Source organism: Flavobacterium sp. (genome assembly GCF_044360715.1).
Taxonomy (GTDB): Bacteria; Bacteroidota; Bacteroidia; order Flavobacteriales; family Flavobacteriaceae; genus Flavobacterium.
In genome coordinates this window covers 89,526-110,819 of the sequence record NZ_JBIKJY010000003.1, presented here as the reverse complement: position 1 = coordinate 110,819, position 21,294 = coordinate 89,526, and the positions used below count along the sequence as shown (strand labels likewise).

The window sequence follows — 21,294 nt, the reverse complement described above, 5'->3', positions numbered from 1 at the left end:
AAAGTATAGAAAAGCAAATTTATTCTATTTTTATTTAATTCTATTTACATTAAAAGAAAAAGGCACCTTTAGGTACCCTTTTTAACTTTTTAGTAAAAAATTATGGGTTAATTTGAAATGTCTGAGTAATGTTTGGTGCAGCTCCTCTTACATTAATGGCTTTTCCTGTTGCATCTAAAACGAATGCAACGAAATTCAAATTAGCAACATTAGCTATATTAGAAGGTATAGTAACAGTAAAGTTTTTAGTAACTGTTGCTCCAGTATTTGTTCCTGTTAATGCGTCGCCATTAACTAAATCAGTTAAACATGCTCTTAAAACATGATCGTGTTCAAAATTAACAATTGGATTTTGTCCATTAAAATATGATGTTGCATTTACTTGATTGTAAATTAAACCATCTTCTAGAACATAAACTACAAGTTTTAAATCAGAAAAATTCGAAACAAATTTAACATTTACACTTAAGTTTATAATTCCTCCAGAAATTGTTGAATTTAAGGCAATTCCTAAATCAGCATTTAGTTTAATTTGGTTTTTTACTTCTGTTGTAGAAATTTCATTATCCCACAGAACCTTCCTATTTAACATAGCAGTTGGATATCCTGTTACCCCAATTAATTGTTCTAATGGTGCCGCTGGAAAATTATAAGGATCCGGTGATGAGGCAACGCTTCGGTGAATGGATACAGGATAGGCGCGAAGTTGTTCCGACTCTACTTGTTTAATTCCATGTAAAACTCTCGGACAATATTGACACCAAGTTCCAGTATAGTCTTCAATTAGGACATTTTTTAAAAATTTTCCAGATATGGGCTGTTCAATAACTGCAGAATTAACTGAATTATCTTCCCAATCATTTGAGATGCAAGATATATTTATTAACCCTAAAAAAGTAATTGTAGCGAACAGTATTTTTCTCATATAATTTTTTGTTTTTCAGTAGTTTGGCTTCAAACTTCTTATGCAAATTTAAAAAAATTTTTTATAATGCTGGAAATATCTTTTATTTGCTAATAAATAACTTCAGAATAATGAAAAAACTAGTTTTAAATGTAATGCTATTTATTTGTGCATTAGGGTTTTCGCAAAATAAATTGCCAAGTATTTCACTTAAAAATTTAGAAGGAACAACTGTTTCTACTACACAAAATTTCATAGAAAAAGACAAAGTATATGTGTATTGTTTTTGGGCTACTTGGTGCGCGCCTTGTATTCAAGAATTAGATGCAATTAGTGAGGTATATGATGAATGGAAATCACAAGCCAATGTGGAAGTTATTGCCGTTTCAATTGATGATGCTAGAACCAATAAAAGAGTAAAACCTTTAGTTAACGGGAAAGGTTGGGAATACACGATATTATTGGATACCAATCAAGATTTTAAAAGAGCATTAGGCATTTCAAATCCTCCTTTTACAGCAGTAGTTAAAAATGGAGAAATAGTTTTTACTCAAAATGGTCATACACCAGGAAGTGAAAATCAGTTATTAGAACAAATTAAAGCGCTTAAATAATGAAGAAAATAATCAGCTTTACGTTTTTATTTTCAGCACTTTGTGCTTTTGCTCAGAATGCCGATTCTACCAAAACGAAATTAAAAGTCTATGGTAGTTTTGAAAGAAATGGTCAATGGTACACCAATGATAAAAACAGAGGAATCAATCACGACACTGTGCCATTACGCGCCAACAATTATTTCAATGTAAATTTCAATTACAAAAAATTTACTTTTGGAACGCAAGTGGAATCGTATATGAATGAGGCGTTATTAAATTTTAATCCAAAATACAAGGGTACAAATTTTGCTACGTATTACGCCAATTATAAATCAAAAAAATTAGATATAACTTTAGGTCATTATTACGTACAATTTGGAAGTGGATTGGCACTTAGAACCTGGGAAGACCGATCGTTAGGGATTAATAATGCGTTACGTGGTGCAAAAGTGGTGTACTCGCCAATTGATGAAATTTCTTTTACAGCTTTATACGGAAAGGCAAGAACTGGTTTTGATGTGGCAAATGGCGATGTTTTTGGATTTAATACGGATGTTAACGTTAGTCAACTTTTAAATATTGATGCGTTCGATTTTAAATATGGTTTTAGTGCTGTTAGTAGATACGAAAAATTACCAGTTTCTGTTCAAAATTTCAGTGCTTTTACTAATTTGTTTTCAAACCGATTTGAATTGGGATATAAAAATTATTATATAAATACGGAATATGTTTTTAAATCGCGAGACGCTATAATTAAACAAAATATTTTAGACACCAATTTTGCAAAAGAAGGAAGTGCATTGTTAGTGAATTTTGGATATTCTAAAAAAGGAATTGGTTTTGACGCCAATTTAAGACGTGTTGAAAATATGCAATTATTAGCACAAAGAAATTTAGATAATTATCCAACACTTTCAAGTACAAGTTTAAATTATAACGACAAAATATTGAACTTCGTTCCAAGTTTAACCAAACAACATCATTCTAATTTGGCAAATATTTATGTGTATCAAGCCCAATTTCAAGTAGTGATGGATGAATCAACACAGATAAACAAATTTGGAGAAATTGGAGGTCAATTTGATTTTTTCTACGACTTCAAAAAAGGTTCTGTTTTAGGAGGAAAATATGGAACAAAAATCAATTTAAATGTTTCTTCTTGGTATAATTTAAAAGCTAAATTCAGATATACGAATAATGCCGGAGAAAACATCCAAAATTATCAAGCTGAATTGTTTAATGCCAACGAAAAGTATTTTTCAGATTATAATATAGAAATCACGAAAAAGGTTTCCAAAAATTTTAAAACGGCTTTTACGTATATCAATCAGTATTACAACAACAAACAAATTCAAGGAATATTTAATAAATATATTATTAATTCTCACACTGTATTTTCAGAATCAACCTATCAATTATCTGAAACAAAATCGATTACTTTTGGTTTAGAACATATGTGGGCAGATAATGACAGAAAAAATTGGGCAGCAGGAACCATAGAGTACAATCATAATGAAAACTGGTCAATATTTGCTATGGATATGTATAATTATGGCTTTGATCATAAAACGCTTACCATTAGTGAAACAGATTTATTTGATATTCACTTCTATAATTTTGGAGCCGCTTATAAAAAAGGAAGCACGCGAGTTGCATTAAATTATGGCCGTCAACGTGGTGGTTTAGTTTGTGCAGGTGGCGTATGCCGATTTGTTCCACCAAGTACTGGTTTAGGGCTACAAATTACAACTTCATTTTAAAAAAATATTAAAGAATTTTAAAAAGTGGATGCAAAAGTATTGTCAAGCTGAACTTGTTTCGGTTTCCATAAATAATTATTTTAGATTCCGAAATAAATTCGGAATGACAAAATTCGGACTTTTCAAAACACCTATTTTTAGAAAAAAGCACGCAACTGAATGGTTCCAGTATGCACCGTTTTACTTGTTTCCGATTTACGACCGTTATAATTTACCGAAACATCTAAAAATTGCGTAATATTTTTCTGAAATAGAAGTTGCCAAGTAGTATTTTTTCCACTTTGTAACCCTTCTAACAACTGAAAGCCAACAGGAGAAGAAGCGCTTCCGGTAAAATTATTATTGATATAAGTAAATATTCCGTTTAATGAAAATCCTTTTTCTGTATTCCAATTAAATGACGTGCCTAATTGTTGTTGTTTTAAATGTTCTAAATTGCCAATCGTATTTTCTTTACTATTATTTTCATAAAAAACATCCCAACTTGCGTTTTTATTAAAAATATAGGACACTTTCGGAGCAATTTCTAAGCCAGTAATATTAAAATTTCTACTTGCATAATTATCAGAAATACTTTTTACATTTGAGGTGTTTGTTTGCAATTGAAACAACCAAAATTTTTGTACCAAATGGGCATATTGCAGTTGATGACTTTTTATATAATTTTCTTGACTTCCAAAATTTAAAACATTTTTTAACGCACTAGAATTGAAAGTATAGGTTACTGAATTTTTCTGTTTCCCTTTATTAAAAAACAAACTATTTCTAAAATTAGTATTCAAACCAATTAAATCTTTATCTGGAATTGAAAAAGGATTCCATTCAAAAGTATTTGAATTTCGAGTTATTTTTTTATCAATTATTAAAGAAGTTTGATTGTAAAATTTTGATAAGAATTTCTTAAATCCTGTTTCATTTTGCCAGACATTTCCATTAAAAGTAAGGGTTTGACTAAGCTTGTTTTGATAGGTTCTAATAAATATCTGATTGGGTAGAAAAATTTTTACATATTTTGCCAAATCAGAAAAGGTTGCAATTTCAAATTCTTGTAGTTCCTGAATGTTGTTATTGTTATAATCGTTCCACATATATAAACCTCGTCCGGCATCAACTTCTAAAAACGTAAATTCTTGTTGCGCAATACTTCCCGAATTATTTTCATAAAAAGTAGTAGTTTGAATCAGTTGATTAAAAAAGGAATCAGAATAGTTTACTCGCGAATTTATAGAAGGTTCTGTGGCGCGATTATCTGCAAATTTTAAGGTTCTATAATTGATGAATATGCCTAAGTTTCTTCTATCGTTTTTGATAATTTGCGATTTCAAATAAGTTGAAAAAGAGGAGTTAACACGTTGTAATAGATTATTTTTCACACTGTCATTTTGCCGAATTAAATACCCCATTTCAGCATATACTTTTGTTGAATCGCCACGACCAATAAAGTTTCCAAATTCTGAAAATCGTTGACTAAAATTACTTAGAATTTTGGTTTCATTCGCTATTTCTCTATTGTTTTCATATCTAAAATTAGCACCCACATAGTTTTTCTTAAAATGATATTTAGCAACATTTTGACTTCTTAAAAAATTAGATGTGCTTGAGTTATTTTTACTATCCATCAAACTAATTTGTGTTTGAAGTGCTAAATTTTTATTTTTTGTAAAGGATTGAAACGCGTGTTTATTTCCAGAAAAATTCGTAGAATATTCTAATTTTTCAAATTGGTATTTTCCAAATGTTTTCCATTTCATCGTATCTTTTTGAACCGAATTAAATTGTATTCCACCCACCAATAACAGCTGATTGCCTAATGGATTAGTAAGGTTCCAATCTCGATTAAACTCAATATTGTATAACCGCTCAATGGGTTTAAAATTCTCTTGAATGTAATTAATAGCGGCAAAAGATTGCACCTGAATTCCTTTGGAAAACAATTGCTGTTTCAGATTTAATTTTGTGGCAATTCCTTGGTTATTGGCATCATCTAAATTTGAAAATAAATTTTTGTCGTGGTTAGAAATTGCAATTTCGGTTTCAATTTCTGTTTTTTCTGTTGGTGAAAAAGAGCTGACAATGGTAGCAATTTGAATTTTTGTAGGTGCAATTAGCTTAACAATTGGTTCGTAACTTCCTTGTGGAACACCTGAAATCGGCGCTACATATTCGTAGATTTTTCCAATCGTATTGCTACTTGCCAAAATATAATTTCCTAAATTATTTCCTAAGAAAGTAAATTTTACTTGGTACAACGTTTGTGTAGGGTCTGTAGAAAATTCAAATATTTCAACGCTACCAAGTGTCAATTTTTTATAGAGTATCTTATTTTCCGAATAGGAATCTATGTAAGCAGAAGACGCATTCATTAAGTTTCCATCGTCTCCAGCAAGTTGTAATGTTTGAATTTGATTTTCGGATAAACTTTGTTGTAACGGTTGGTTTTTTACATCATTTTCATTATACACATAGGCGCCAATACTAAATTTATCACTTTCATGTTGAAAACCGCCGTAGCTTAAAAAACGGGTATAATTTCTATCCGAATATTGATATTCCATAACAATTCGCATTTCGGAAGTTATTGGAAAAGTGGCATTAAAAATAATTTCTCCTGCGTTATAATCTATTATATAATCTTTGTTTTCGCCTCGCTCTTTTAATATTCCGTTTACATAAACACGTTCTGAACCCGAAATAATTAACACATATAATTCGCCACTATTGCCTCGTAATTTGTAGGGACCCTGATTACCTTCTTGTCCTGTGAAATTACTTTTTGCATATTGTCCTCGAACTAATGAAGCAGCAATAAACAAATCGTTTTTTTTGGTATTTCCCCAATTAAAATGTGAGGAAAGACCTTGCACTTTTTTGTTAAAATTTAAAAAGCTGGTTTTTCTATTTTCTAAAAATAAATCACCTGCTCTTATGTTCCAGTTTTTAGATGATAGTTCAATAAATATTTGATCAAATTCGTCAATTTTTTGCGAATATCCGCCTTCTTGCAAGGGTATATTACTATCTTGAATAGATGCTTTTAATGTAATATCGTCAGATAATTTCCCGGAAATTTGTAAATCTAAATTGGAATTTAAAACCGTATTTTGATTGTTTCCCACTGTGAATCCTCGAGAAATACTTCCATTGGTTTTCAAGCCATTAAAAATTGGAATTTGTTTTTTTGTGTTTTCCGAGAACGTAAGTAATCGTCCGTTTTCATTTGGCACAATTTTTTTTTCGTCGTAAATAGTGTAGGTTTTCGTTAGAAAATTTGGCAATTGATAATATTGCACTCGTACTGAATCTTGAAATATTTTTTTGAAAATTAATTTTTTAGTTTGGTAATTGAATGAATAAAAAGAGGTGTCAATTTCTTGTTGATTTACATTGAAAATTTTAAATGAATTTGGATTTAATGCAGATGTATCAATAAGAATTTCTTTATTTGTATACGCAAATTTTTTACTTTTGAAAGCGTTGTTTTTCTCTTGACCAAAGCCAACAGAAACAAAACAAAACAATAAAAGGCAACTAATTTGTTTATACATACGGTAAAAGTACTGATATTTGTATAAACGAGAAAATTTCGATTTTTGTATACCATTCAATTTGCTTAATTTTGACAATAAATAACAACTTACATTACAATGAAAAAATCTCTTTCTATTTTATTTTTATTTCTTTCATTAAGCACATTTGCTCAAGAAATTCGTTTTGCAAGAATTGACAGTTTATTAAACTATTTATATGAAAACGATAAATTTATGGGTTCGCTTTGCATTCGTTTAGGCGATGAAGTAGTTTTTAAACATGCCTATGGGTTTTCTGAAGCAACTAAAGGAGTGCGTGCCAATGGTGCCACGAAATATAAAATTGGATCTATATCTAAAACGTTTACCGCTACAATGATAATGCAATTGGTGGAAGAAAAAAAGATTTTGTTATCAACTAAGTTGAATCGATTTTTTCCAAAAATTGACCAATCTGATAAGATTACCATTGAACATTTATTATATCAACGAACAGGTATAAAAGATTATGTAAATGCAGATAGTACATTAATAGATGTTTTAGAAAAACCAAATACTAAAGAATTGATTTTAAAGAAAATAGAAAATTATTCTTCTATTTTTGAAACTGATACCAAACACGAATACAGTAATTCTAATTACTTTATTTTAGGTTTAATTATCGAAAAAATCACTAAAAAATCATATACAGAAAATTTAAAAACCAGAATTTCAGATAAATTACAGTTAAAAAACACATATTACACAAACGAAAAAACAGACGTTTCAAAAAGAGAAAGTTTTTCTTACATGTTTAATGGTGACAATTGGGAACAAATTGAGGAATGGAATAACGACATTGCATTTTCTTCCGGTGGAATTATTTCTACACCAGAAGATTTAACAAAATTTATCTATAAACTTTTTAAAGGAAATTTAGTTTCTCCAGCTTCATTAGAATTAATGAAAACATTAAAAGATACTTACGGTATGGCTTTATATCGTTTTCCTTTTGGAGAAAGAAAATTTTACGGACATGGCGGTAAAATTGAAGGTTTTAAATCTACGATGGGTTATTATGAAAAAGATGATTTAACAATTTCTTTAATTGTAAACGGTGAAAATTACAGTCAAAACGACATTATGATAGGAATTTTAAGTATTTATTATAAATTACCTTATCCATTTCCGAATTTTAAAAAATTAGATGCAGACTTAATTCAAAAATATTCTGGAACCTTTGCTTCTAAAGAGATTCCATTAAAAATTAACGTTTTTGAAAAAGAAGGTAATTTATTAGCTCAAGCAACAGGACAACCGAGTTTTCCATTAACTTTTTCAAGAGATGATGTTTTTGTTTTTGCTCCAGCCGGAATTGAAATGGAATTTACTTCAAGTAAAAGTTTCATTTTAAAACAAGGTGGCCAAAAATTTAATTTTACTAAAGAATAGAAATATTTTATCTTAGCCAATTAATTGATCAAAATGAAATATTACATAATAGCTGGTGAAGCGTCAGGCGATTTACACGGTTCCAACTTAATGAAAGCCATTTTAGCAAAAGATCCAACTGCAGAAATACGTTTTTGGGGTGGCGATTTAATGCAAAATGTGGGCGGCACTTTAGTAAAACACTATCGCGAATTAGCATTTATGGGTTTTGCCGAAGTGATTATGAATTTGCGAACCATTTTAGGTAATATTTCTGTTTGTAAAAAAGATATTTTGCAGTTTCAGCCCGACACAATAATTTATATAGATTACCCAGGTTTTAATATGCGAATTGCGAAATGGGCTAAGAAATTAGGCATTCAAAATCAGTATTATATTTCTCCTCAAATATGGGCTTGGAAAGAAAATCGCATAAAAGACATCAAGCGTGATATCGATAAAATGTATGTGATTTTGCCTTTCGAAAAAGACTTTTACGAGAAAAAACATAATTTTCCAGTTGAATTTGTAGGCCATCCGTTAATTGATGCCATTTCCGATAGAAAGCAAACCAATTTTGAACAATTTACAAAAGAAAATAATTTAACAAATCAACCTATTATTGCTTTGTTACCAGGAAGTAGAAAACAAGAAATTGAAAAAATGCTTTCCATTATGCTTTCGATTGTAGCTAAATTCCCTGATTATCAATTTGTAATTGCTGGTGCACCAAGTCAAGAATATCAATTTTACAAAACATTTTTGACTACAGAAAATGTAAAATTTGTAAGTAATAAAACGTACGATTTATTAAGTGTTTCTCACGCTGCTTTAGTAACCTCGGGAACAGCCACTTTAGAAACAGCATTGTTTAAAGTGCCACAAATAGTGTGTTACAAAGCGAATAAAATTTCTTATGAAATTGCAAAACGCATTATTACATTAAAGTTTATTTCTTTAGTCAATTTAATTATGGACAAAGAAGTGGTGAAAGAATTAATTCAAAATGAGCTAAATACCACTAATTTAGAAATCGAATTGCACAAAATTTTATCTGGAAAATCCAGAGAAACCATTCAAAATGAATACGAAATTTTAGAACAAAAATTAGGAGGAAAAGGCGCAAGTGAAAAAACCGCGAATGGTATAATTTCTTCTATTAAAAATTAATTTGTAAATTTATACTTCATAAAATCCCAAAATAATGAAAAAATCAATTTATATTTTCCTACTTACTATTTTTTTGTATAGTTGTAAATCCTTGCAAAAGCCCACAATTGTTACTTCAAAACAAGTGGCTCAAAAAACAGGAAGTTATACATTTACTGAAAAAACAGGATTAGAAAAACCTGCAAAACCTACAAAAAAAGAGATAAAAGCTATTGAAAAAGCGAAACAAAAAGCTGTACAAGATAGTATAGAACAATCCAAAATAAAAGTAGTTGTGGAAGAAGAAACGCCACAAGATTTTACACCAACATTTGAGGTTTCAGATTATATAAAGCAACAAATTCTTAATGTTGCTGCAGAAAGTTTAGGCTCTCCATATAGAGGAGGAGGTTCGACTCCAGCCGGGTTTGATTGTTCGGGTTTTGTTACCTACACGCTTAACCAATTTGATATTGCATTGCCAAGAAATTCGGCAGAAATGGCTCAAATTGGAAAACGTATATTAAAAAAAGACGCTAAACCTGGCGATTTAATTTTTTTTAAAACCAATGGCAGCTACATTAGTCACGTTGGAATAGTAACAGAAAACTCTGACGGTATAATTAAATTCATTCATTCCTCAACAAGTAGTGGAGTAGTGTATTCTTCTACTTCAGAAAGCTATTATGCAAGAACTTTTGTTGGAGTAAATAGAATTTTGGAATAATTACAACAAACTATTTCTACATTTTTTACTGAAAAATAATCCCAAATTGTTTTTCTATAGTAAACAAACCTACTAACTAATGAAATTTATTAAATTCCCAATTGTCCCTATACTTGGTGGCTTTAGTATTGGAATTGTAATTCAATATTACTTTCAATTTGCCTTGCTTTCTATTTTATTAGGATTGACATTCAATACCTTTTGTTTTTTAGCGGTTTATTTTTATGTTATAAAAAAGAAATTAAACACCTTGTTTTTTGAAAGTGTAGTAGTGCTTTTGTGTTTAAATTTAGGCATTTTGTCTAATTATTTTAACACTCAAATAAATTATAAATCGCATTTTTCAAATTCAATTTTAGAAAGAAACCTTATACAAGGATTGGTGACCGAAAAGTTAAAATCAACAACGTATTATGATAAATTTATTTTAAAAGCTGAACACATTAACGGGCAAAATTGTATCGGTAAAATACTACTTTATGTGCCAAAAAAAGAGAAAATAGAAATAGAGGTTGGAAACAAAGTTAAGGCATTTGAAACGCCAAAATTACTTCAAAATGCATTAAATCCAAATCAATTTGATTATTCTAAATATTTAAATAATCAGAATGTTTTTAATGAAATTAAAATCAAAGAGACAAATACAATTAGTGTTTCAAAAGACACAAATTTTTATTATTATATTAATTTTATTAAGTCAAAATTATTAAAAAGTTATGATGTAAATAGCTTTAAAAAAGACAATTACAATCTATTAATGGCGTTGCTTTTTGGTGAAAAAACAGAGTTGTCCAAAGAAATTAGTACAAATTACACACAAGCAGGAATTATTCATATTTTAGCCATTTCAGGACTACATATTGCTTTAATTTACGGAATCTTACTTTGGCTTACTAAACCATTGCTTCGATTCAAAAAAGGAAAACTATACATCTTTCTTATTTCGTTATGTATCTTGTGGTTTTATGCTATTTTAGCTGGATTTTCTGCTTCAATTGTACGCGCAGCGGTTATGTTTTCAGTAGTAGCTTTCGCAAAAATTGTGAATCGACCAGCTAATATTTATAATTCTTTAGCTGTTTCTGCTTTGCTATTATTACTATACAATCCTAATTATCTTTTTGATGTTGGATTTCAATTGAGTTTTGCTGCTGTTTTAAGTATTGTTATTTTTCAGCCTTTAGTTAGAAAATATAGTTATTCTAAAAATTTAATTATTTTAAAAATTAAAGAATTACTGCTTATTTCGATAGTTGCTCAAATTGGTGTTTTACCCTTAATATTGTATTATTTCGGCCAATTTCCTTTATTGTTTTTATTGGCTAATTTAATTGCGATTCCGCTTTCAAGCCTTATTTTAATTTTAGGATTAGCATTGATTCCTTTCAATTTTTTGTTGCTGAAAGTAGCGGTTTATTTGAGTGTTTTAGTCAATTTTTTAATTGAATTAATGAATGCTTTTACAGCTTGGATCATAACATTCGATGTTTTTATTATCAAAAATATAGCTTTTCATGAAGTGTTAGTTTTGTTGTTATATTTAATTATTGCAACAGTTCTTTATTTCGTTTATTTTTCAAAAATTAAAAATTTAAAACCAATTTTATTTTCTATTTTGATTTTTCAGTTGTGCTATTTTTTTCTTAATTCTTCTGAAAAAAATAATAATGAATTTGGGGTTTTTAATAGTATGAAACACACGCTGTTTGTTGAAACTAAAAATAATGAATCTGTATTTTATACGGACGATTTAGCTAATTCTAAAGCTGCAATAGAAGCATATACAAGAGGAAAATTTGTTAAAAAGTATCGAATTGAACCTATTAAAAATGTATATAGTTTTAACAAAAAAATTCTTTGTATTGATAGTTTAGGTGTGTATACTACTAAACAAAAACCAGAAATTGTGGTACTAACACAATCGCCAAAAATTAATTTGAAACGATTAATTTCAACCATTAAACCAGAACAAATAATAGCTGATGGTTCTAATTATAAAAGTTACATAAAACTTTGGAAGGCCACTTGTGAGCAAGAAAAAATCCCTTTTCACGCCACAGCCGAAAAGGGATTTTATAGATTGAAATGAATTTTTACTTTTTGATAATTTTATTAGCGCCTTCAAGCCAAACTTGTGGGCCACCAGCAACATATCCTGTGCTTCCAAGTGCGTTTAAATTTACTTTTGCTTCTGCTGTTTTAGTAGCACTAACAAACCAAACCGTTGGATAGCCTCTAACTTGTAATTGCTGTTGTAATTGTGCATTTTGCATTTTTACCGCATCTGTTTGTTCATTTTTTCTTGGAAAATCTAATTCTACCAAAATTACATTATCAGTAGCCCATTTTACAAATTCTGGGGTTTTAAAAACTTCTTTTTGTAATCGAATACACCAACCACACCAATCTGAACCTGTAAAAAATAAAAACATTGGCTTGTTTTCTTTAATAGATAAATCGGTAGCAATAGATACATCTGTGTACCACTTTAATTCCTGACTTTGAGCAATAAATCCACTAATTAAAAAAGTGAATATTAAAATTATTTTTTTCATAATTACTATCTTATTAGTATTTTACAAATATATAAAAATTGTGGGCTATTAAAAGTATGTTACTTTACATCTTGCATTAATTTTTTTACAAATGGCGAAATTAAAATCAAAATCAATCCTGCAATTAACGCATAAATGGCAAGTTGATAATACCCGTCTGCATAGGTATTTAGTTTTTCTAAATTGGTAGCATTTTTTGAGGCTTTAGCAATATTAGCTCCTAAAATTCCTGCAAAATACTGTCCATAAGCACTCGCTAAAAACCACATTCCCATAATTACAGCCTGTGTTTTTTGTGGAGATAACTTGGTCATAGCACTCATACCGATAGGTGATAAACATAATTCACCAAAAGTAATTATAAACCATCCGAAGGTAAATAAGTCTAATGACGTTCTACCTGATGCATCTGCAAAAAACTTAGTATAGTAGAAAATCCAGAAACCACCAGCTAAAAACAAAAAAGCTAATCCAAATTTTATGATAGTATTAGGTTCTATTTTTCTTTTTGATAACCACAACCAAACTAATCCTACTAATGCAGCAAAAGCAATTACAAAGAAGGAATTTGCAGAATTATTCACCCCATTTGGACTTAATTCTACACCAGCTACAGTATTATTTAAATTGTTTGCAGCAAATAAACTTAAGGAGCCACCACTTTGTTCGAAAAAAGCCCAGAAGACAATTGAAAAAAGGATAAATACTAAAGCGGCAATTAATTTTTTATTTTCCACTAAAGAGAAATTTCTCATTTCGTACAGTAAATATAAAATAGAAATAGGTCCAATCGCATACATAAAATAATCCGTATAAACAGTATTGCCAACCATTATAATAACTATTGGAATTACTAAAATCGAACCTAAATAAGTTATGTTTTCCAATAATTTTTTTCTTGAAACCTCAAGATGCGCTAATGGTGAAAGTCCAATACTTGCTAAACTTTTTTGCGTTTTTGTGAAAGTCAATAAACTTATAATCATTACTAAAGCTGCAAAACCAAAACCTACATTCCATCTTAAATGCTCTGGAACAATCGATTGCCATAAGGAACCTTCAGCAACAGCTATACAAATGTAACCTCCAATTAATGCGCCTAAATTTACACCCATATAAAAAAAAGAAAATCCGGCATCACGTCTTGGATCGTTCTCTTTATATAATTGCCCAACCATTGATGAAATATTTGGTTTAAAGAATCCTGTACCTACAATTGTAAAACCAATTCCTGTAAAAAACAGACTTTTCGGATCAATAGCTAAAATAACACTTCCAATAATCATTAAAATTCCACCCCAGAAAAGTGATTTTCGTAAACCAAGAATTTTATCGGCAAATAAACCACCAATAAAAGTAAATGCATACACCCAAGCTTGAGTCGCTCCATATTGTAAATTGGCCACTTCTTCGTCCATAGACAAATGGTTAACCATAAATACGACCAGCATACCTCGCATTCCATAAAAACAGAAGCGTTCCCACATTTCTGAGAAAAACAAATACCACAGTTGTTTTGGATATTTGCCTTTAAAATTTTGTATTTCTTCTATAGTTTGCATTAGTTTATTCCTTTTTCTTTCATTACTGCATTTAATTGTTTCAATAAAACAAACATCAATAGAGTTGCAAACATTAATAGCCCAAAATTAATCCAAAAGAAATCTTGTTTGTTGTCATAGGTGTCCCAAAGACTGGCTAATACACCACTTAATTTATTTCCGATTGAAGTGGATAAAAACCAACCACCCATCATTAATGATGTTATATTTGTTGGACTCAGCTTAGATACAACCGATAATCCCATCGGACTTAGAAATAGTTCTCCAATTGTGATAATTCCGTAATTGGCCACAAGCCACCAAACACTAACTTTTTCAGAACCGTTTCCGCCCATATTAACTGCTGCAATCATTACTAAAACGGATAAAGCAGAAATTAATAATCCAAAAGCAATTTTTGTAGGTGTTGATGGTTCTTTTTTTCTACCACGTAAAAAGGTAAAGAATGCAACCACTAATGGTGTTAAAATAATGACCCAACCTGGATTGATAGACTGACTTAAATTAGTTGCCCAAATAGAAACTTTTGAACTTTCTTTAGGTAGTTTTTCTTTGGCTACATTTCTAAAGTATATTGGGTAATCTACTGTTTTTTGAACTTCGCCATTTAGTTTTTGAATACGAAAACTGGCATCATATAATTCTGTGGAATCTTTTTTATAGTCTATTTCTTTAGATAATTTAAGTGTGTTAAAAACAGATTTGGTCGTTCCTGTGATTTCTCTATCTGTATATCTATCTGCCCAAGTGGTAAGTGCCGAACCATTTAGTTTGAAAACCGCCCAAAATAAAATTACTACAGCAAATATGGTTAATAAAGCTCCAATTGGCCTTTTGTCTTCTGCTTTTGCTTTAAAATATAAACTTCCGTAAAAAAATATAACTGGAATACAAGCAAAAATAAAGGCATCGGTACTATCCGAACCAAAAATATATCCAGATGGATTAGCTTCAGAAGTCACACCTTTTAATAACCAACCAATTACTCCAAATACAGCAGATGGTAATAAAATAAATAAAACAATTTTATAAAATGGCATATCGCCTTCTTGCGTTCCTTTTTTATCTGTTTTGTTTCCGTAATGTTTTGTTCCTAATAAGAAAACAATGACACCAATAAACATTCCAACACCAGCTGCCATAAACGCATATTGCCAACCTAATAGAATTTGTAATGCAGCTCCAAAAAAGTTACAAATGAAAGCACCAACATTAATTCCCATATAGAAAATATTATACCCTTCATCTTTTTTGTCTTTGTACTGATCTTCAGAATAGAAATTACCTAAAAGTGTGGAAATATTTGGTTTAAAAAATCCATTTCCAATAATCACAAGTGTCATAGCAATATATAACATAGTAATGTTATGAATACCCATTAAAAGATAACCAATACCCATCATCAAACCTCCAATAACTATTGATTTTTTATATCCCCAATATCTATCAGCTACAAGCCCTCCAATAAAAGGAGTTAAAAAAACAAGTGCAATAAACGTTCCATATAAATCGGAGGCTTCTTTTTCAGTTAAGGCAAATCCTGCTTCTACATCTTTAAGATAAAGAGTAAAAATTCCAATCATTAAATAATAGCCAAAACGTTCCCACATTTCAGATAAGAATAAATAAGGCAATGCCTTTGGGTGTGATTTCCACATACTAATTTGTTTTAATAATTAAAAAAGCCTGCAACAATGTTACAGGCTTGAAAGATATAAAAAATATTTTATAAAATAATTAGTTAATACCGTGCATCATTTTTTTCAATCTTGGTGTTAATGCGAATAAGATTGCCGCTGCAATACCACATAATATTACGAACACCATAAAGAATTCAAACAAATTATGAATTTCAAAACCAGCAAAAACTGGATTAGTTGGGCTAATTTGATTTGTATCTAAAAGAGCTAACTGATCTTTAGTTGGCACTATTTTCTTATCTAAAACTGCTTGTAAATCTATACCTAATTCTTTTGCTTTGTTAAATTTGTCTCCAGTTGCAGGCATAATAGAACCTAATGTTCCTGCTAATGCATATCCTGCAGCGTTTGATAAGAAGAAAACTCCGTACAATAATGAAGAAAAACGTTTTGGAGATAATTTACCAACCAATGATAAACCAATTGGAGATAAACATAATTCTGCACACGTTTGTATTAAGTACAATAAGATTAACCATTTAATGGCTAATAAACCATTATTCCCTAAATCTTTTACGTTGTGAGCAATAATAAAATAGGAAACAGCAATTAAAAGCAAACCAATAGCTTGTTTAAAAGGAGAAATCGGTTCTCTGTTATTGGCTCTTAATTTATCCCATAACATACTGAAAGGTACAGCAAACATTACTACGAATAATCCATTGAAGATTTGTACCATTGATGGCGGCATATTCCAACCAAAGAAATTTCTATCTGTTTGATTATCTGCAATAAACGTTAATGAAGAACCTGCTTGTTCAAAGGCTGCCCAGAAAAAGATAACGAAAAAGGCAACAATGTAAATTACTAAAATTCTATCTCTTTCTATTTTAGTTAATGAGGTGTCTGAGATAATTAATCCAGCCAAAGACAATCCACTTGCATAAATTATTGCATAAATAATATTCTGCCCAAATGCATAATGAAATAAGAATCCTAATCCTACGAAAGCAACAACTGCTCCAATTAAAGCATTCTTTGAAAACACGGCTTTTTGAGATTCTCCATCTTCAAAATCTGAAGCATCATTTTTTGAAGGTAAACCACCAATTGGTCTGCCTTCAGGAGTAACTACGTATTTATTTTTTAAATAATAAAAAACCATAGTTCCTAAAACCATTGCTATAGCTGCTGCTAAGAATCCCCATTTGAAAGCATAAATATCTCTAATACCACCAGCATCTTTAACATCTCCAACAATTGGACAAATTAATTGACCTAAGAAAGCACCTAAGTTAATTCCCATATAAAAAATCGTAAATGCTGTGTCTAATTTGTTTTTTTCTTGTTTAGGATATAAACTTCCTACCATAGAAGAAATATTTGGTTTAAAGAAACCATTACCAAAAATGATAATTCCCAAAGCAACCCAAAGTAAAATTTTAGCTAATTCAATATTGGAAGTAAATACAGTTGCACTAATAAATAATAAAAATTGTCCAACAGCCATCATTAAACCTCCAAGCATAATGCAATTTCTGTTTCCTAAAAATCTATCTGCAACAAATCCACCTAACATAGGTGTTAAATAACATAAACCCAAAAATCCACCGTAAATTAAAGAGGCATCTGCTTCTTTCATTAATAATGAATTTACCATAAATAGGGTTAGGATGGCTCGCATTCCATAGAAATTGAATCGTTCCCACATTTCGGTTCCAAATAATACCCAAAGCCCCTTTGGATGTCCTTGTTTAACTGTTTCGCTCATAATTAATTTATTTAGTAATATTGGTTAGTTTATAGTTTTTCTAAAATAAAGTTGGTCATTTTGGTGTACAATTGCAAACGGGTTTTTCCACCATAAATCCCGTGATTTTTATCTGGGTAAATCGCCCAGTCAAATTGTTTGTTGGCTTGTACTAAAGCTTCTACCATTTTCATGGTATTTTGAACATGCACATTGTCATCAGCCGTACCATGAATTAATAAAAAGTTTCCTTTCAATTTATTTACATGTGAAATAGGCGAATTGTTATCATAACCACTTGCGTTTTCTTGTGGCGTCTGCATGTATCTTTCGGTATAAATGCTGTCGTAATATCTCCAAGACGTTACGGGAGCAACGGCAATAGCAGATTTGAAAACATCTGCGCCTTGAAAAATACAATTGGCCGCCATAAAACCACCATAAGACCATCCAAAAATGCCAATTCTAGATTTGTCAACAAAAGTGTATTTCCCAAAAACTTTAGCCGCATCAATTTGGTCTTCTACTTCGTATTTTCCTAATTCTTTTTGCGTACATTTTTTAAATTCTGCCCCTTTAAAACCAGTTCCTCTTCCGTCAACACAAGCTACAATATAGCCTTTTTGAGCCAACATCATAAACCAATAATCGTCTGTTCCGTTCCAAGCATTGTCTACCTGTTGCGAACCTGGTCCCGAATATTGAAACATAAAAACAGGATATTTTTTATTCGGATCAAAATCTTTTGGTTTAATCATCCAAGTGTTTAAAACATGTCCTTTTTCTGTAGTGATGGTTGAAAATTCTTTCGGTGATACGTTGTATTTTGCTAATTTTTCTTCAACCGCTTCATTCGATTGGATTTTCTTAATCTCTTGAGAAGTTTTAGAATCGTTTAAAGAATAATAAGGCGCTGCTGTAGCACTTGAATAGGTATTGATAAAATATTGAAAATTTGGACTAAAAGTAGCGCTATTTGTTCCTGTTTTTAATGACAGTCTTTTTTTAGCTTTTCCGTCAATTGAAATGGAGTACACATCTCTATTTATTGAACCGTTTTCTACAGATTGATAATAAATTGTTTTGTTTTTCTCATCAAATCCATAATAAGCGGTTACATCCCAATTCCCTTTTGTAACCTGGTTTTTCAACTTTCCAGTTTTGTCATAATAATAAATATGATTGAAATCGTCTTTCTCTGAAGTCCAAATAAAACTATTGTCTTTTAAAAAGGTTAAATTATCCGTAACATCGACGTAAGCTTTATCTTTTTCGTTTAAAATTACTTTTTTAGTTCCCGAATTTCCATCAACAAATATAACATCTAAATTGTCTTGGTGGCGATTGATTACTTGCGCACTTAAAACATTTGAATCGTTTGTCCATTTTAATCTTGCTATATAAAAATCGGAATAAGTACTTAAATCAATTTTTTGCGTTTTTGCAGAAGCTACATCATAAATATGTAACGAAACGTCTGCATTTTTTTCTCCTGCTTTTGGGTATTTAAAAACAGCTTGTGTTGGATACAAACCTTGATTGTACATATCCATTGAGAATTCTGGAACGTTTGTTTCGTCAAATCGAATAAAAGCTATTTTTGTTCCGTTAGCATTCCAATCGAAAGCACGAACAAAAGCAAATTCTTCTTCGTAAACCCAATCAGTAATTCCGTTAATGATGCTGTTTTTCTTACCATCGGTTGTAACTTGAGTTTCTTTATTTAAAAGTAAATCAAAAACATACAAGTTGTTTTCAAAAGCATAAGCAACTTTAGTTCCATCGGATGAAAAAGTTGGCTCTTGAATGGCTTTATCGGTAAATTTTGATAATTTTTTAGAAACAATATCGTATACAAAATAATTTGCAGTAAATGAACGTCTAAATATCGATTCGGTATTTGTTGCAATTAATATCTTTTTCTCAGCCTGATCAAATGTGTAACTATCAATTGAAGTTAATGCTGGAAAATCTTTGGTGTCAATAATGGTTGCAACTTTATTTAAAGTCGCATAATCAAACAAATCAATTTGCATAGTTTTAGAATTTCTATCGAAATTTAGTACCGTATATTGATTGGTGTTTTTCATGGCATTCAATTCGTCCATGCCTTTAGTTCTAAATGCACCGCCCCAAATTTCTTCTAAAGTTAATTTTTGCTGAGCAACAACTGATACTGAAGTGGTTAGTAATATGATTACTAAGTGTATAAAATTTCTCATATTTTGTGATTGTAAAAAACGTCCAATTTTAGTGAAAATTTACGACATATTCATAATAAATATTGAATTTTTTACTTTCTAAGTTTTATTTTTTTAAAAATTACTTTTATTATCTTTGTCAATCAATCCGAAATTAATGGCACTAAATACTACAAGTTTTTCAAAACTAACAAAAGAAGAAAAAATAAATTGGATCGCCGAAAAGCATTTTTCCAATCCAAAAGAAGCAATTGCCGTATTACAAAGCTATCAAAATTCTGATGCGTCAATTCAAAAACTACACGACGAATTTATTGAAAACACTTTAACAAATTTTTATTTGCCGTTAGGTGTCGCACCAAATTTTACAATTAATGGTAAAAACTATACCATCCCTATGGCTATTGAAGAGAGCTCTGTTGTGGCAGCCGCAAGTAAAGCTGCGAAATTTTGGGGAGCACGAGGAGGATTTAAAACGACTATTTTAGGCACTGAAAAAATTGGTCAAGTTCATTTTATGTATGAAGGTGATAAACAAAAACTTATTGAATATTTCAATTTTGTAAAGCCTTTTTTACTTTCTGAATCGGAAGGAATTACCAAAAATATGCAAAAGCGTGGCGGCGGAATTTCAGATATTCAGCTAATAGATAAAACGGCAGCATTAAACAATTATTACCAATTGCACACTACTTTTCAGACTAAGGATAGTATGGGAGCGAATTTTATCAATTCTTGTTTAGAACAATTTGCAAAAACATTTAAAAACAAATCAGTAGAATTTGGTATTCATTCCATTCAAATTGTAATGAGTATTTTGAGTAATTTTGTACCAAATTGTGTAGTTCGTGCCGAAGTTTCTTGTGCTATTTCGGAACTTAATGAAGATGCCAACATCACGTCAAGTGAATTTGCAGAAAAGTTTCTAACTGCTGTAAAAATCGCTGAAGTGGAACCATACAGAGCCGTAACGCACAACAAAGGCATTATGAACGGAATTGATGCGGTAGTGTTGGCTACAGGTAACGATTTTCGTGCTGTAGAAGCGGGTATACATGCATTTGCAAGTAAAAATGGAAGCTACACGAGCTTGTCTCACGCTAAAATAGAAAACGGAATATTTACGTTTTGGTTGGAAGTACCTTTAGCATTAGGAACTGTTGGCGGTTTAACTAATTTACATCCATTAGTCAAATTTTCTTTAGAAATGTTAGGAAATCCCTCTGCAACGGAATTAATGGAGATTGTAGCTGTTGCTGGATTGGCTCAAAATTTTGCAGCTTTACGTTCGTTAACCACTTCTGGGATTCAACAAGGGCACATGAAAATGCATTTGAATAATATTTTAAATCAACACCAAGCTACAAAAGAAGAAAAACTATTAGTTTTAGCACATTTTGAAAACCAAACGGTTGCACATAATTTAGTGGTGGATTTTTTGGAAACGTTGAGAAAAAAATAAACATATAAGTCATATAAGAGTTTAAATACATTATAATTTAAAGTGTAAATT

At 30.4% G+C, this 21,294-nt stretch carries 14 protein-coding genes; 7 read left to right on the top strand and 7 right to left on the bottom strand.

The window, feature by feature from the left end:
* Positions 1–100: 100 nt before the first annotated feature.
* Positions 101–925: an Omp28-related outer membrane protein gene (locus ACIQ16_RS01935; protein ID WP_396148308.1), complete on the bottom strand. Its 825-nt coding sequence runs from the start codon at positions 923–925 to the stop codon at positions 101–103.
* A 110-nt stretch (positions 926–1,035) separates the two neighbouring features.
* Between ACIQ16_RS01935 and ACIQ16_RS01930 the strand changes: the two genes are divergently transcribed.
* Together ACIQ16_RS01930 and ACIQ16_RS01925 are read left to right on the top strand one after the other, a co-directional pair.
* Positions 1,036–1,518: a TlpA family protein disulfide reductase gene (locus tag ACIQ16_RS01930; RefSeq protein ID WP_396148307.1), complete on the top strand. Its 483-nt coding sequence runs from the start codon at positions 1,036–1,038 to the stop codon at positions 1,516–1,518.
* The gene (locus tag ACIQ16_RS01925) at positions 1,518–3,260 is read left to right on the top strand and encodes a DUF6029 family protein (RefSeq protein WP_396148306.1); all 1,743 of its coding nucleotides are present in this window, start codon (positions 1,518–1,520) and stop codon (positions 3,258–3,260) included. Before ACIQ16_RS01930 ends, ACIQ16_RS01925 begins: the two co-directional genes overlap by 1 nt.
* 137 nt (positions 3,261–3,397) lie before the next feature.
* On the opposite strand, the gene ACIQ16_RS01920 is transcribed toward ACIQ16_RS01925, so the two are convergent.
* Positions 3,398–6,805, bottom strand: coding sequence for a hypothetical protein (locus tag ACIQ16_RS01920; protein WP_396148305.1), 3,408 nt, complete (start codon positions 6,803–6,805; stop codon positions 3,398–3,400).
* Positions 6,806–6,904: 99 nt separating this feature from the next.
* Here ACIQ16_RS01920 and ACIQ16_RS01915 point away from each other — a divergent pair, with 99 nt between their 5' ends.
* From ACIQ16_RS01915 to ACIQ16_RS01900, 4 genes are all read left to right on the top strand, one after another.
* Positions 6,905–8,218, top strand: a complete 1,314-nt coding sequence (locus tag ACIQ16_RS01915; RefSeq protein ID WP_396148304.1) for a serine hydrolase domain-containing protein — start codon at positions 6,905–6,907, stop codon at positions 8,216–8,218.
* 33 nt (positions 8,219–8,251) lie between these two features.
* Entirely contained in the window at positions 8,252–9,367 is a 1,116-nt protein-coding gene (gene lpxB / locus ACIQ16_RS01910; RefSeq protein WP_396148303.1) for a lipid-A-disaccharide synthase, read from the top strand.
* Between the two features lie 34 nt (positions 9,368–9,401).
* Positions 9,402–10,073, top strand: a complete 672-nt coding sequence (locus ACIQ16_RS01905; RefSeq protein ID WP_396148302.1) for a C40 family peptidase — start codon at positions 9,402–9,404, stop codon at positions 10,071–10,073.
* A gap of 79 nt (positions 10,074–10,152) precedes the next feature.
* Positions 10,153–12,162: a ComEC/Rec2 family competence protein gene (locus tag ACIQ16_RS01900; RefSeq protein ID WP_396148301.1), complete on the top strand. Its 2,010-nt coding sequence runs from the start codon at positions 10,153–10,155 to the stop codon at positions 12,160–12,162.
* 4 nt (positions 12,163–12,166) lie between these two features.
* On the opposite strand, the gene ACIQ16_RS01895 is transcribed toward ACIQ16_RS01900, so the two are convergent.
* From ACIQ16_RS01895 to ACIQ16_RS01875, 5 genes are all read right to left on the bottom strand, one after another.
* Positions 12,167–12,628 (bottom strand): thioredoxin family protein, encoded by a 462-nt coding sequence (locus ACIQ16_RS01895; protein ID WP_396148300.1) that lies wholly within the window; start codon positions 12,626–12,628, stop codon positions 12,167–12,169.
* 59 nt (positions 12,629–12,687) lie between these two features.
* The gene (locus tag ACIQ16_RS01890; protein ID WP_396148299.1) at positions 12,688–14,190 is read right to left on the bottom strand and encodes a peptide MFS transporter; all 1,503 of its coding nucleotides are present in this window, start codon (positions 14,188–14,190) and stop codon (positions 12,688–12,690) included.
* Positions 14,190–15,848 carry a peptide MFS transporter gene (locus ACIQ16_RS01885; protein WP_396148298.1) on the bottom strand — a complete coding sequence of 553 codons (1,659 nt, stop codon included), beginning with the start codon at positions 15,846–15,848 and terminating at the stop codon, positions 14,190–14,192. Before ACIQ16_RS01885 ends, ACIQ16_RS01890 begins: the two co-directional genes overlap by 1 nt.
* 79 nt (positions 15,849–15,927) lie before the next feature.
* Positions 15,928–17,601, bottom strand: a complete 1,674-nt coding sequence (locus ACIQ16_RS01880; RefSeq protein ID WP_396148297.1) for a peptide MFS transporter — start codon at positions 17,599–17,601, stop codon at positions 15,928–15,930.
* A gap of 29 nt (positions 17,602–17,630) precedes the next feature.
* Entirely contained in the window at positions 17,631–19,802 is a 2,172-nt protein-coding gene (locus tag ACIQ16_RS01875; protein ID WP_396148296.1) for a S9 family peptidase, read from the bottom strand.
* Positions 19,803–19,938: 136 nt separating this feature from the next.
* Here ACIQ16_RS01875 and ACIQ16_RS01870 point away from each other — a divergent pair, with 136 nt between their 5' ends.
* Entirely contained in the window at positions 19,939–21,243 is a 1,305-nt protein-coding gene (locus ACIQ16_RS01870; RefSeq protein WP_396148295.1) for a hydroxymethylglutaryl-CoA reductase, degradative, read from the top strand.
* Positions 21,244–21,294: the final 51 nt, after the last annotated feature.